This is a genomic window from Olsenella sp. Marseille-QA0557 (assembly GCF_965119725.1).
Taxonomy (GTDB): domain Bacteria; phylum Actinomycetota; class Coriobacteriia; order Coriobacteriales; family Atopobiaceae; genus Coprovicinus; species Coprovicinus avistercoris.
In genome coordinates this window covers 396169-409816 of sequence record NZ_CBCPMI010000001.1, presented here as the reverse complement: position 1 = coordinate 409816, position 13648 = coordinate 396169, and the positions used below count along the sequence as shown (strand labels likewise).

The 13648-nt window shown below is 48.9% G+C and carries 14 protein-coding genes; 6 read left to right on the top strand and 8 right to left on the bottom strand.

The window, feature by feature from the left end:
• Positions 1 to 37: 37 nt before the first annotated feature.
• A complete protein-coding gene (locus ACQY6Y_RS01825; protein ID WP_428378603.1) occupies positions 38 to 991 on the top strand; it encodes an SPFH domain-containing protein in 954 nt (317 codons plus the stop codon).
• 48 nt (positions 992 to 1039) lie between these two features.
• Here ACQY6Y_RS01825 and ACQY6Y_RS01820 read toward each other — a convergent pair whose 3' ends face one another.
• The 4 genes from ACQY6Y_RS01820 to ACQY6Y_RS01805 all read right to left on the bottom strand — a co-directional run bounded on the left by ACQY6Y_RS01820 (position 1040) and on the right by ACQY6Y_RS01805 (position 4615).
• Positions 1040 to 2158 carry a hypothetical protein gene (locus tag ACQY6Y_RS01820; RefSeq protein WP_428378602.1) on the bottom strand — a complete coding sequence of 373 codons (1119 nt, stop codon included), beginning with the start codon at positions 2156 to 2158 and terminating at the stop codon, positions 1040 to 1042.
• 114 nt (positions 2159 to 2272) lie between these two features.
• The gene (locus ACQY6Y_RS01815; RefSeq protein ID WP_428378601.1) at positions 2273 to 2812 is read right to left on the bottom strand and encodes a hypothetical protein; all 540 of its coding nucleotides are present in this window, start codon (positions 2810 to 2812) and stop codon (positions 2273 to 2275) included.
• Between the two features lie 150 nt (positions 2813 to 2962).
• Positions 2963 to 3739, bottom strand: coding sequence for an acyl-[acyl-carrier-protein] thioesterase (locus ACQY6Y_RS01810; RefSeq protein WP_428378600.1), 777 nt, complete (start codon positions 3737 to 3739; stop codon positions 2963 to 2965).
• Between the two features lie 87 nt (positions 3740 to 3826).
• The gene (locus tag ACQY6Y_RS01805; protein WP_428378599.1) at positions 3827 to 4615 is read right to left on the bottom strand and encodes an SDR family NAD(P)-dependent oxidoreductase; all 789 of its coding nucleotides are present in this window, start codon (positions 4613 to 4615) and stop codon (positions 3827 to 3829) included.
• An 82-nt stretch (positions 4616 to 4697) separates the two neighbouring features.
• Here ACQY6Y_RS01805 and ACQY6Y_RS01800 point away from each other — a divergent pair, with 82 nt between their 5' ends.
• Positions 4698 to 5279, top strand: a complete 582-nt coding sequence (locus ACQY6Y_RS01800) for a sugar O-acetyltransferase (protein ID WP_428378598.1) — start codon at positions 4698 to 4700, stop codon at positions 5277 to 5279.
• Position 5280: 1 nt separating this feature from the next.
• On the opposite strand, the gene ACQY6Y_RS01795 is transcribed toward ACQY6Y_RS01800, so the two are convergent.
• Together ACQY6Y_RS01795 and ACQY6Y_RS01790 are read right to left on the bottom strand one after the other, a co-directional pair.
• Positions 5281 to 6054, bottom strand: coding sequence for a mechanosensitive ion channel family protein (locus ACQY6Y_RS01795; RefSeq protein ID WP_428378597.1), 774 nt, complete (start codon positions 6052 to 6054; stop codon positions 5281 to 5283).
• On the bottom strand, positions 6033 to 6902 hold the full coding sequence (locus ACQY6Y_RS01790) for a type III pantothenate kinase (RefSeq protein ID WP_428378596.1): 870 nt from the start codon (positions 6900 to 6902) through the stop codon (positions 6033 to 6035). The genes ACQY6Y_RS01795 and ACQY6Y_RS01790 overlap by 22 nt, the downstream gene beginning before the upstream one ends.
• Positions 6903 to 7057: 155 nt before the next feature.
• On the opposite strand from ACQY6Y_RS01790, the gene ACQY6Y_RS01785 reads away from it, so the two are divergent.
• Together ACQY6Y_RS01785 and ACQY6Y_RS01780 are read left to right on the top strand one after the other, a co-directional pair.
• The gene (locus ACQY6Y_RS01785; RefSeq protein WP_428378595.1) at positions 7058 to 8725 is read left to right on the top strand and encodes an OPT/YSL family transporter; all 1668 of its coding nucleotides are present in this window, start codon (positions 7058 to 7060) and stop codon (positions 8723 to 8725) included.
• A gap of 184 nt (positions 8726 to 8909) precedes the next feature.
• Positions 8910 to 9794 carry a DegV family protein gene (locus ACQY6Y_RS01780; protein WP_428378594.1) on the top strand — a complete coding sequence of 295 codons (885 nt, stop codon included), beginning with the start codon at positions 8910 to 8912 and terminating at the stop codon, positions 9792 to 9794.
• Between the two features lie 98 nt (positions 9795 to 9892).
• On the opposite strand, the gene ACQY6Y_RS01775 is transcribed toward ACQY6Y_RS01780, so the two are convergent.
• Both ACQY6Y_RS01775 and ACQY6Y_RS01770 read right to left on the bottom strand, forming a co-directional pair.
• A complete protein-coding gene (locus ACQY6Y_RS01775; protein WP_428378593.1) occupies positions 9893 to 10756 on the bottom strand; it encodes an alpha/beta hydrolase in 864 nt (287 codons plus the stop codon).
• A 24-nt stretch (positions 10757 to 10780) separates the two neighbouring features.
• Positions 10781 to 11623: an alpha/beta hydrolase gene (locus tag ACQY6Y_RS01770; protein WP_428378592.1), complete on the bottom strand. Its 843-nt coding sequence runs from the start codon at positions 11621 to 11623 to the stop codon at positions 10781 to 10783.
• Positions 11624 to 11886: 263 nt separating this feature from the next.
• Between ACQY6Y_RS01770 and proC the strand changes: the two genes are divergently transcribed.
• Both proC and ACQY6Y_RS01760 read left to right on the top strand, forming a co-directional pair.
• Positions 11887 to 12672, top strand: coding sequence for a pyrroline-5-carboxylate reductase (gene proC, locus ACQY6Y_RS01765; protein WP_428378591.1), 786 nt, complete (start codon positions 11887 to 11889; stop codon positions 12670 to 12672).
• Positions 12673 to 12699: 27 nt separating this feature from the next.
• Positions 12700 to 13590 carry a methionyl aminopeptidase gene (locus tag ACQY6Y_RS01760; RefSeq protein WP_428378590.1) on the top strand — a complete coding sequence of 297 codons (891 nt, stop codon included), beginning with the start codon at positions 12700 to 12702 and terminating at the stop codon, positions 13588 to 13590.
• The last annotated feature ends 58 nt before the right edge of the window (positions 13591 to 13648 follow it).

Here is a 13648-nt window from a genome sequence, read left to right as displayed (position 1 = left end):
AATATATCCCCATTTCGCCTGCGAAGGAGGAGGGACGATGAGCTCTTTAGTGCCTATCTTTTGGCTCATTGTGTTTGTGGTAATTGTTGTAGTTGTGCTCTTTAACACGTTGTTTGTCGTTAAGCAGCAGCATGCGGTCATTATCGAGCGACTGGGTCGATTCCAAAAAATTGTTGGATCGGGCTTGCATGCAAAAATTCCTATCATTGATCGTAAGGCAGCTACTGTAAGCTTGCGTACGATGAAAAATGGGTTTGATATTGATGCAAAGACAGAGGATAACGTTACCATCGGTCTTGAAGTCTCAGCTCAATATCATGTTTCCTATGAAATGGGGCGTGGTCCCGCCGACTCTGGTGTTTACAAGAGCTATTACATGCTTCAGCAGCCAGTGGCACAGATGCGTGATTTTATTACCGACGCTTTGCGTTCTTCTATTCCGGTCTATACGCTCGATGATGTTTTTGCCAAAAAAGACGATATTGCTAAAGATGTAAACGCGACAGTATCGGAACAAATGGCTGCGTACGGTTTTACGCTCGTTTCAACACTCATTACGCGTATTGCTTTGCCACGCGAAGTTGAGGACTCCATGAATCAGATCAACGCTGCTCAGCGTACAAAAGCAGCAGCTCAGGATTTGGCTGAAGCAGATCGCATTCGTCGTGTTACCGAGGCTCAGGCAGAAGCTGAAGCAATGGAGAAGTCTGGCGAAGGTATTGCAAACCAGCGTAAGGCCATCGCTGTAGGCATCAAAGATTCTCTTGAAACTATTCAGGAGACAGGCGTTACTAATGATGAGGCAAATAAGCTCTTCATGTATACGCAGTGGACCGAGATGATGACTGAGTTTGCCCGCACCGGAAAGAGTTCAACGGTTGTCTTGCCTGCAAGCTTTAAGGAAACTGCCTCCGTCTTTGAGCAGATGGTGGCAGCAGAAGAAACAAATGAGCAGGCAAATGTTCCTCCCGTTCCACCACAAGAAAACTGAGGATGAGGTAAGCCTCGCTGAACAGACAGTTAAACAACCTACGAAAGCTTAGGCTCCAAAAATAGTTCGGACCGTATCATCCCAGGTGGTTTCATTAAGCGAAAGCGTGAGATTCGAGCCACCTGGGATAACTTCACCAGAAACATCGGCTGTTACAAAGCACTCGCGAATAGGTGTCTCAGCAATAAGGCGATTGTATTCTTCTGCGATAAGATCAAGGTCCTTATCATCAATCTCATCGCCTGGTTCGAGGTCGAGGTCATACGTTATATAGGATGCTAGATCCCATGCAATGGAATCTACATCGGGGCAGTTCGCATAGAAGAAAATAATGCCGGATACATCGTAGCCTGCTTGAGAACTTTCGTCTCCCGACGTATAGATGCTTACACTTGAGACTTTATAGGTTATTTTTGAGGTAATGTCAGAGCTTATAGTTTGGCTGTCCAAACCAACTTCATCGAGCTCAAAGCCACAGGAATCTGTGAATTCATAGGAGAAAGCAGCCGAGGCTTGCTCTGAATAGGGGCTTTCGCCGGCAGCCATTTTATCCATTTCTGTACGCAATACATCAGAAGCAAGGTTATCGGCCGTGGTTTCGTTGTCGTACCAAGAAAGAGCAGGATCGATCGATGCCGTAGCAGGTTGGAGCGTGTAGGAGTAATCCAAGTCTTCAAATGGATCGATATATGCATAGTCGAATGTGTAGTCATACTCGTCATCGTCGGAAAACGACGATGAGATCGAATCTATACACGAAGGAATAATTGTTAAGGCTTGTGATATCACAATGATGATGAAGAACAGACCTAAGATGCGGTTGGCTGTTTTTCTCCGATGTTGTGGCACAGGAGAAGGATTTGCATACCTTTTACGGTGACGACGTCGAGGTAAAGGTTTGGAAGCGGGCGTTTCTTGAACTTCTGGCGCTTCATAGGTAGGCGCGGTATATGAAGGATCATGCCAGGTGTGCGTATCTTTTTTGGTGCCAACGGTACGATCTTTGGAGGACCTAAACGCATTGTCCGTATCTTCATCAGGCGAAACAATAGGATCATAAACACTGGCAAGGTCTGGTTCATCATGGGGCATGATGGGGTCCGGTGCATTAAAGGGATCTATAACTTTTTCGTCTTGCTCGGAGCGCCTGGTGCCTCGTCGTGCCATTGCTTCTCCAGTTCAAAGTAATACAAGCGTCAAAGGCCGATATACTCGTAAAACATGAGTATATCGGCCTTATAGTACGACGATCATATTGCTTCGGTAACCGCCAAACGATTTTTAGTCGTCGATTCTTAAATTGTATTCAAGGGTTTCCTCAGCATGATCAAGACGGTCTTCTAAGCGATCGGTCTCGCGGTCAATTTCGCGGAATTCTTCACGCGTTATAGTGCCGTCACGTGCCTCGCGTTCACGGGCATTTTCAAAGGCATCAATCTCACGATCAAGGGCATCAAGCTGGCTCTGAATATCGAGGTAGGTCTGATAATCTGCTTCGTAGTCGCCTGAAGCAGTGGTGTTTTGGAAGGTTGTTTCCAATTCACTGATGCGTGCTTCGAAGTCTGCAAGATCATCTGAGGAAGCTTGCTGAGAAGTATCAGTTGTAGACGAATCCTGCGTAGCGTCCTGTTTGTTTTGCGATGACTGTTGGTTTTCGGTTGAGGTGTTCCCTTGCGTTGCTTGTAGCTCAGCAACCTGTTCTTCCAGTTCTTCTATGCGCTGTTGATCACTCGGATTTGAGCAGCCAACAAGAGCGAGGGCTCCTATGAGAAGCATGGAGCTTATGAGCTGGACGCGGGAACGGCGTAAAGCAGATCTCATGTCGGGCTCCTTTTCATCGAGGTAACTGCTGTTTATTTGTAAACAGTTGCTAAAACGGGTGAGATGAGAATGCCCAATCTCAAGATCTGCTTTTCAGAATCTTTACAGTTCATCGGTGAATTGCATAAAACATCCGCCGACTGAAGCAGTTTATATGAGTTCAATAGAAGCAAACATCGTGTCGTTTGTATCGTCGAGTGTAATAACGAGGTTGCCTTCTTTATTTCGACCAATACCCGGGCGAACTAAATCTCCCAAAACGGCAGCGCGGCGATAATCCACACGAAGGACGTGTGGATCGATCTCACGATCGAGCTGTTCTAATGCCATTTGAACATACTCGGCATTATTAACATGCTCGTTCGTATCTATTTGCCCACGACGAATGGTAAGAGGATCGCGGAATTCTCGCGACTCAGGAATCACAACACGCCTTGACTCCGGCGGCATGGGTAAAGGCTCATGCGTGCCATATGGCTCTACAAAACGCGGTTCAATTCGCGCTGGTTTTCCAGTTTCCATATTGAGAAAAACCCAGGATGATTTGCCTTTTGCGACGAAATTATCCTCATCGTCGCGCAGATAAAAGAAGCGCTCTGCTGTAACACCTCGAAAACGGCTTGCAAACGTACCTACAGTTATATGTTCACAAAGGGCTGGATAGCGATCGATTGCAATGTGCCAGTGAGTAAGCACCCATGCATGACGTTCTTGTTTAAGCCATCGCATTCCGACGCCGAGCACCTCAGATTGAAATGTACTGCAGTCTTGGAAAGCATTTACAACAGCAGGAAGCGTCATAAGGCCACGATGATCTACCTCGCTGTAGCGAACGTGAAAATCATATTCAAAAGGAGCTGTTTGCCCTTCTACATTGTTTGATGTGTTGGTGGCAGGCTGTTTATGCTGGGGAGTTGTATCAGACATAAACCTCTCTTCTCACACGCGTTGGATGCTCTGTGTATTGCAAATGCATTCTGTATGATAGGCCAGTATAAAGAGTGAGCAAAAGCCTTATGAATTACTTCTTCCCATAACAGCTTGCTCAAGGCTCAAAGCGATGGGATAGGGCAGGATCTTTGTTGCTGCATAAAGAGTGCGCATATACGGGGAAGGTATACAAAGCGCACGTCCAAGCCGTGCGGCTCTCAAGGCTTTTGCGGCAACCCTTTCTGGTTTTTCAAATCCTGTTAGACGGGCCATGCGCATTGCTTCAGCAGAATCGAGGGTGTGGTCGAGAAATGCTGTCTGCATAAAGCGGGGGCACACAGCAGTTACATGAATGCCAACACCTCCAAGTTCAGCATCAAGGGCACGAGAAAAATCCAATATGAAACGTTTAGCAGCTGAGTAGACCGAAAGACGGGGCTGCGGCATAAAAGCAGCTGCGCTTGAAACGTTTAATATGCGTGAGCCAGCCAGCATGTAGGGGAGCACGTGATAAGAAAGCTCCACTGGAGCAAGTGCAAGAAGACGTACCATTGCGGCATTGTGCTCTAAGGGGACAGATGAAAACCTGCCAAAAGCACCAAAACCTGCGTTGTTAATGAGGAGTGCTACCGTGAGGTTTGTTTCTTGTGCGAGTGCATGAGCAATCTGCTCGCAGGCATCTTCTTGTGTTAGGTCAAGCGCAAAAGGACGGAGAGGTGTTGACAGAGACTGGGCAAGCGCTTCGAGTTTGTCGGCATGGCGAGCAACGGCCCAAATTTCATCCAGACGTCCAAAGGCGCCTTTATCGAGTTGATGGGTAAATGCCGCTCCAAGTCCTGAAGAAGCACCTGTAACAATAGCAATGGTAGGCATGGTCTTACTCCTTCTTGGCAAATGACCAATACAATCATTGTAGGTATGTTCGAATAGTTCTACCGCATGAAGGGAAGTGTCTATGAATGAGCGACAGCGCCGTGATACAGGTCTTTGGTATGACGCAAATTATGATGAGAGTCTTGTAAAAGAGCGTCTCGATGCTGAAGAACTTACTTTTGAACTCAACAGAACGGCACCACAAGATGCCGAGCGTCGCAATGCCTTGCTCAAACAATTACTTGGCTCCCTTGGTGAGCACGTAGAAATACTGACACCTTTTTTCGTGGATTATGGCTATAACGTTTCTGTTGGCGATTGGTCGTTCATCAACCATGGAGCGTATCTGATGGATGGTGCGTCCATCACCATTGGTTCCCATGTATTTATCGGCCCAAATTTTGGCGCATATACTGCGCAACATCCGCTTCTTGCTCAGGATCGCAATCGCGGTCTCGAGATTGCGCACCCTATTGAAATTGGCGATGACGTATGGATAGGCGCCGACGTCAAAGTGCTCGCAGGCGTTTCTATTGGACGTGGAAGTGTTATTGGTGCAGGCAGTCTTATTACCCGTTCTATTCCGGAAGGTGTAATAGCCTTTGGAAATCCTTGTCGTGTGATAAGGGAATTGAATGAGGACGACAAAATAGGAGACGAGTAGCTTATGCGCGCGTGAAGGGAGCAACAGCACGCACAATGCTGTCGGTAACAGCAGAAACCGCCTGAGGGTCGGCGACGCGCAGGTCGATTTGTCCCTTAAATCCTGATTCGGTTATTTCTGTAAACCGAACTTGTACTTTTGGATTTGAGGTAATGGCACATATGCTTTCAGCGGCCTTTTGTGCAGACCCCTCGATTGATTTGGCGTAGGTGTCGAGGGTTTCATCCGCAAAAGTTCCTGCGATGGGAACGCTTACAGCAGCGTCGTCAGAAAGCTTAGAAAAAGATGTCTTTGAGAGAACTGAGTTTGGGATTATGACCGTACCGTCTGTTGCGGTGTCAATAGTGGTGTGGCGCCAACCAACATCGTGTACGCGTCCCTTTGCGTTTCCTACCTCAATAAGATCTCCGGGAACAACCACACGCATAAACGTGAGCTGCAGGCCACCAATAAGATTTGAGAGCGTATCCTGAAAACCAAGCGAAAGAGCGATACCGCCAACGCCAAGAGCTGCAATAAAAGCGCTGACATTTACGTTGAAGCAGGTGTCCAAAATAACACTAGCTCCAAGGGCCCATACCGTTCCGCGGGCGATATTGACAATGATTGAAGAGGATGGCAGCGGATTCTCTTCACTTCTCAGCATGTGACGTAGAAGTTTAGCAACCAGGTTTGCAAGTATCTTTGTTGCGAGAACAAGGATGACAAACCATATGAGGGTGCGTACCCAGGGCTTGGCAAGGATTTCTTGAATCATATTGAAGATGTCGGACATGAGTCCTCCCTGCGTTTTGGCCGATTGTTATGCCAGAGCAAAGCCAAGCCTCGAAGAATGAGTGTCTCATCAACAATGACATCATGATGCACAAGGCATGCCATCTCTTGGGCATATGTTCCGGTTACAACAATAGTGACAGTATCAGTGTTCCCCAATTCGGCAATAACAGCCTCGAGCAATCCGTCGACTCGCGCGGCTTCACCTAAAACGACACCAGATCGCATGGCAGCTTGCGTATTGCGCCCTATAACTTCTTGAGGAGCTTGAAGTTCAATTTCGGGGAGACGGGCAGCTGCTTGCGAGAGTGAACGGGCTCCAAGTTCAATACCAGGGGCGATAACACCGCCTATAAAAGTGCCGTTTTTATCAATGACTTCCAAGTTGGTTGTCGTACCAAGATCAACTACGACAACAGGGGTTTGGTAGGAATGGCGTGCAGCTACGACATCGGCAACACGGTCGGCTCCGACTTCGGAAGGATCATCAAAGCGCATGCGTATTCCCGATTTAAGACCAGGGCCAACCACTAAAGGTCGCGTGGGACTTATCTGAGCAAGTGCGGTGCGCCATGGTTGGGCAAGCGTTGGCACAACGCAAGAGAGTATGCAGCCAGCCAGTGCGTTGCCGGGCAGTAGAGACAGAGCTTGTTGAAGTTGGATTCTCGCATCATCTGCTGTGAGGCGGGAAGGAGTGGAAAGCTCACAAGAGCCTTGTAGAAGAGGCTTTATCTGCTGTGTTGTTGTGGCATGTTGTATGGTGAGCACACCGAAGCGTGTAATAGTGTTTCCCACGTCAACGGCGAGTATCGTCTGTGCGTTGGCTGTGGCAGATTGCTGTTGCTGCACAGTGTGCCTCCCGATGAACTGATTTTTTTACACTTAATCGTCCCTACAATGCTTTCTTTTTGAATTATACTTTTCCTACTCAAGGCGTAACCCGACTCCCTAAGCCACGTTTTGTTGGGCTTAAAGAGGGAGCGGATATACGAAGGGGCAACTATATGAATCATGCAAGCAAGCCTACGGCTTTACGTGGCCAGCTTTCTGGTGCCGGTATTCTTATCGGCTGTATAGGCTGCGTCATTATCACGGCATCATCGGTGTATACCGCTCTTAAAATGGGTTCATTGCCGTGGCCTACCATCTTCACCTCTATTACTGCGCTTGTGTTACTTCGTGCTTTTGGGCGCACAAGTCTTAACGAGGCAAATGTTACACAGGTAATTATGTCTGCCGGATCGATGGTCGCTGGCGGTCTGGCGTTTACTATTCCCGGTATTTGGATTCTGGGAATGACCGAAGAGGTTTCCTGGATAGAAATGCTAGGTGTTGCCCTTGCAGGAACGTTGCTTGGCTTGGTATGCACGGCGCTTATCCGCCATCGTTTTGTAGAGGAATCTGATCTCGAATATCCCATTGGTACGGCGGCAGCTGAAACACTCCTTGCAAGTCGTGAGCGTGGACGCACTGGCCAAAGGCTCTTTGGTGCCATGGGACTTGCTGGTCTTTGGTGTGTTGTAAGAGATGTTTTTGGTCTCATGCCTTCCCTTGTGTGTTCACTGCCCATTCCAGGCGTTGCGTTCGCAATTCAAAATTCACCTATGCGACTCGCGGTGGGTTTTCTCGCTGGTCGCCGCTCGATGATCTATTGGATGGCAGGTGCTCTGCTTGGTTGGTTTGGCCTGGTGTTTGGTGGATCCCTGTTAGGTGTTTGGGATGTTTCTACCGCGCAAGGTATTGTGAGTAGCTTGGGTATGGGCCTGATGATGGGATCTGGCGCGGGCGTTGTGGTACGCGATATTGCGATTCCAGTTTTCAAACGTCTGAGTTCTTCTCATGAGAAAAGCACCACGCAGAAAAAAGGTTTCTTTGCCGATATTACCTCCCGTTTTGATGCGGGCGTTTTGGCTCTTATGACCGCTGCAGCGGCTCTGATTGCTTGCATATGGCTGAATTTGGGCCCTGCCGTGAGCATAGTTATTGTGGTGCTCTCTTTTGTAACAGCTGTGATGAGTGCCCAATCGGTGGGCCAGTCTGGCATCGACCCGATGGAGATATTCGGTCTTATCGTGCTGCTCTTTGTAGCCGCTTTCTCAGATGTCTCACAGGTGAGGTTGTTTTACGTGGCAGGCATTATCGCGGTTGCTTGTGGTCTTGCGGGCGACGTAATGAGCGACTTCAAAACGGGCGAAATAATCGGAACCCCTCCAAGAATGATGTGGATTGGCCAGGTCATTGGTGCCTTTCTTGGAACGGTAGTATCAGTTGTGGTGCTTGTAGCACTGCTTGCCGCCTACGGTCCTGATGCCTTTGGTCCCGATGCGCTCTTTGTTTCTGCGCAAGCAAATGTTGTGGCAACAATGGTGTCCGGTATTCCAAGCGTCCCAGCGTTTATCATTGGTCTTGTTGTAGGCATGGTTCTCTATTGCCTGGGTATTCCATCTATGATGTTGGGCCTCGGTGTTTATCTGCCGTTTTATATGACTTTTTCCACGGCCTTAGGTGCGCTTATTCGATTTGCATACGACCGTATTGCCGCAGCTCGCGGTGTTGAGAAAGACTCCGCTGAAGAAACAGGCGTCGTTGTCGCTTCAGGTGTCTTGGGTGGAGAATCAATCGTTGGCGTCATTATCGCGTTGGCGAGCGTGATAACCGGGCTTATGGGATAACCATGACCGGACAGAGCAACCACCCGAGCAAGGCACTTTCTCGCTAAGAAAATAAATCCGCTAACCCATAGCTCTTGCTGTGAGCAGGGTTTCAAAAGCTACAATCAAAAAGGTTTGGAACCAACATCTCGCGATCGATAGGCTGCTTATGCATTCCTATCGGTTGGTTGAAAGGGGAATGTCTATGGCAAACTTTGCCCTTACCTGCTGTTCGACAGCAGATTACCCAAAGTCCTTCTTCGATGAGCGTCAGATCGGTTACGCATGTTTTCATTGGAATGAGTCGGGCGTAGATCATCTGGATGATCTCTATCAATCCATTTCGCCCGAAGAGTTCTTTGCAAATATTTCTGCTGGTGCAATGCCAACTACCTCACAGGTGGGTATCGGTGAGTATGTCGCCCTTTGGCGTCCGATGCTTGAAAACGGCTCCGATATTTTACATCTCACTCTTTCGAGCGGCATTTCGGGCACTTATGGCAGTGCGGTTCTTGCGGCACAAGAGATGGCTCAAGAGTTCCCCGATCGTAAAGTAGTGGTTATCGACTCGCTTGCTGCAAGTGCTGGTTTTGGCCTGCTTGTGGATTATGTTGCCGACATGCGCGATGCAGGGGCAACGCTCGAAGAGGCGGAAGCTTGGGTGTATGAGAACCGCCTTAAGGTGCACCATTGGTTCTTCTCGACCGATCTTACCAGCTTTATTCGCGGCGGTCGTGTTTCAAAAGTGAGCGGCTTCTTCGGTACTGCGCTCAAAATTTGCCCGCTGCTCAGCGTGGATAGAGAGGGCAAGTTGGTGCCGCGCGAGAAGATTCGTACGAAAAAAAGAGTCGAAAAAGAAATGCTTGCGCGCATGGTTGAACATGCCCAGAACGGCACAGGCTATAGCGGTAAGTGCGCTATTTCACAGAGCGACTGCCGCTCCGATGCCGAAGATGTGCGCGACATGATCGAAGAGCAGTTCCCAGCTCTTAAGGACAAGGTCCTTATTAACGATATTGGAACGGTTATTGGTTCCCATACTGGTCCGGGTACTGTTGCGCTGTTCTTTATGGGTGATGAACGCGAGTAGAACAAAGGGCGCCAAGAGTATACAGGCAAGATAAAACCCACCACACGTTGAAAGGCGTGCGGTGGGTTTTGTTGTACAACCTAAAACATCTGAGGTGTTTACTGTTTCTGTGGGAAACGCAGGCTTGTGAGTGCACTATAGTCCACAGGGGCGGTAGAGGGTTTCATCTCACCAGGAGCAAACCAATCCAACGCACAATCAATCCAAGCATTCCAGAAGGGCCATTCGTGTGCTCCAATGTCAGGCTCCCAGTAGGTGACATCGAAGTTGCAACTACGAAGCAGCTCTACAAAGTCGCGATTGCATTGGCAGAGGCTGTCATGTGCGCCACACGCAACGTAAAAATTGGGCTTGGGTAAGTCGGGGTCTTCGCGGAAGCGTTCTGCCATAGCGGCATAATCTTTCTCCGAGCCCAAAACAGTATCGATGTCTCCAAAGAATCGCTCGTAATAGCGTTTCTTGTGAGGGGAGTGCGATTCTACTGCCTCCAGGACTCTGTCGCGCATAAATGCACCGGAAAGCGCGATGATACTGCCAAAACGATCGGGCCTGAGCAGGCCGTTTATTACAGCGGTGTATGCACCAATAGAAATGCCTGCAAGCGCAGTATCTTGTCGTTTAGAGGAAAGCGGCAGCAGGCGGCGTGTAAAGTCGACGAGCTCTTCTGAGATAAATTTGCCATGGTACTCATCTATCTCGGGCTTGTTGAGATAAAGGCCGTCTTCACCCGAAGGCATAATAAGAGCGATATCGCGGGCTTCTGCCGTTTCTACGACATGGGTTTTATCAATCCAGTCGTAGTCCTGCCCGAACAGCCCATGGAGAAGGTAGACCGTGCGATACGGCCCTCGTCTCCCTTTGGCCAGGCGATCGCCATCCATTTTATCTGCAGGGATCACCGCTGTGACAATCACATTGCGATCGAGGTAATTGGAGTGGAAGTCAATTCTGAGGAGTGCCATGAGGTTCACACCTCCGTGCCCTTGCTAGTCTTTCGGAAGCCAATCTAATGCGCGTGGAAGCGCTTCATTCCAGTAGTTCCAGTCGTGTCCGCCCTGATCCTCGGAATACGTTACATCAAGCCCAATACCACGGATTCTATCTACCATGATACGGTTGGCTTCGAGGAGGGGATCTTGATTGCCGCAGGCAACATAGAGGCGAGGCCGCGGTCGGTCACAGTAAACAAGATCTGCAGCAAGACGCACAGGGTCTTTATCGCTGTTTGCAACTTTGTGTAAGTCACCAAAATTGCTTTCCAAAAACGATCTTCTTAAGAAAAAGAGGTTATCGGAAACAAGGTATTCGAGATTATCTATGGCCATAGCCGTGGAGAGCGAAATGATGTTGCCAAATGTCTCGCAATACTTAAGACCGTTTCTCATGGCACCGTAGGCTCCCATCGAGATGCCGCCAATAAAGGTATCCTCGCGGCGGTGGGAAAGGGGAAACATCCGACGGGTAACGGCAACCAATTCTTTGCCTACAAATCGACCATAGTAGTTGTGCGAATCAGGGTTATCGAGGTAGAAGGCGTTGTAGCCCGATGGCATAACAACGGCGAGATGGCGTTCTTCGGCCCAAGAACGAATGCGCGATTCACTTATCCAATCGCCATGATTACCAGAGATGCCATGGAGTAAGTAGAGCGTCTTGAAGGCTGATTGCCCTGCGGGATAGGGATGTTGTTCCCAGCCATGTTCCGGATCGTGGACAAGAGCTGAATCCGTTGCCATGGCATCGCCCACTGAGTCAAAAGGAAGGATGACTTCGAGCGTGGTGGTTCTCATGAGTGACGGAGAAAAGTAATCGACAGTAAGAAGTGCCACAATAACCCCTTCCGGTTTGTCGACAACAAAGAGCAGTATCGATATCACAAGCTGAAATTACCATCTCATGTATGGCCTGCTTCAGCACAATAAAAGTATACCGCTGGTTTGTTAAAGGAATACCAGCTTCATTAAACAATGTCGTACGCGGTTCATGTACTTTAAAAGGGTACATACAATAATCTGTATGAAGCTACGTCCTGTCTTTTGGCGAAACTGATGAAGAGGACGATGGCGCGTGGTGTAAGAAGAGAGGAGCCTGCATGCTTGGAAATAAACATGTTGGGTTTATTGGTTTTGGGAATATGGCCCAAGCGATGGCGGATGGTTGGCTTCGCGCCAAAGCAATTCCATCGGATCATATGCATGCATGTGCGGCTCACTTTGATTCACTTGTCGAGCGTACCAGTGCGCGAGGCATGCAAGCCCATGCAACAGCTGCTGAGCTTATAGATGCGGTTGATGTAGTCGTAGTGGCGATAAAACCGCATGTTATTGAAGGGGTAATCGCTCCACTTGCGTCCGAGCTGTCAGATAAGATCATCCTGTCTGTTGCTGCTGGCTGGTCTTGTGCAGATTATGAACGTATTGTTCCGGGGGCTCATCATATTTCAACAGTACCTAATACACCTGTGGCAATTTGCGAAGGTGTGGTGGCTTGCGAGACACAAGATACGCTTACAGATGATGAGAGAGGTTCTATCCATGCTCTTCTCAGCACATTGGGCGAAGTGGTAGAGGTTGATAGCTCATTGCTTTCGGTGGCAGGTACCGTTGGTGGCTGTTCACCGGCATTTGTGGCTATGGCAATTGAAGCTTTGGCAGATGCGGCGGTAAAGCATGGTATTCCTCGTGCAACAGCCTATCGTATGGTGAGTCAGGTATTTGTAGGAACAGCAAAGCTGCAGCTGGAAACAGGGCGTCATCCAGGCGTTATGAAGGATGCCGTATGTTCTCCGGGGGGTACGACAATAAAAGGTGTTGCCGAGCTGGAAGCGGCTGGTATGCGGTCGGCTTTCATTCGTGCTATTGATGCCATAGAGGGATAATTTCTTTTCGGAAAGAGGCACTTTTTCATGACTATGTATGATGGCGGACCAGAACCTGGACGTAATGATCCATGTTGGTGTGGCAGTGGCAAGAAGTATAAGAAGTGTCATTGGGCGTGTGACGAGCGTCTGCAAGAGCTCTTTGAGCAGGGTGAGGAAGTGCCACACAGAAGCCTACTCAAAACGGCTGCAGATATTGAGAGTATTAAGCGCAGTGCTGCTATCAATATTGGCGTGCTGGATTATGTGGGAGAGAAAATTGGACCTGGCGTTACCACAGCTGAGATTGACCAATGGATTTACGACTACACCGTTGAACATGGCGGTGTCCCTGCAGATTTGAATTACGAAGGCTATCCAAAGAGTGTGTGTACGTCGGTAAACGATGAGGTGTGCCATGGCATTCCATCGTCTGAGGTAGTCCTTCGTGAGGGCGATATTGTAAATGTGGACTGTTCGACCATCCTAGATGGCTTCTATTCAGACTCATCGCGCATGTTTTGCATCGGCGAAGTTTCTGAAGAGCGGCGTCGGCTGGTCGAGGTAACCCGTGAGGCAATGCAAGCAGGTATTGATGCAGTGCGTCCATGGGGCCATATGGGTGATGTTGCCCATGCGGTGCAAACGGTAGTCGAGTCCCATGGATATAACGTCGTACGTGAGTTTGGCGGACACGGCATTGGTCTTGAATTCCACGAAGAGCCCTTTGTTGGTTTTGTTGGTGAGCCAGATACCGGCGTCGTGCTTGTTCCAGGCATGTGCTTTACGATTGAGCCTATGGTCAATGCTGGTGGAGCGTCAATTGATATGAGCGATCCCAATGGATGGACCGTTCGCACAGCTGATGGATCAGACTCCGCTCAGTGGGAGGTTCAGCTCGTGGTAACCGATAAGGGATGCGAGTTGTTGTCCTGGTAGCAAAAGCTTTTCTTGAAGGAGCGGTTGGCTTTTCTTGTAGCGAGTAGGAGAACTCCTT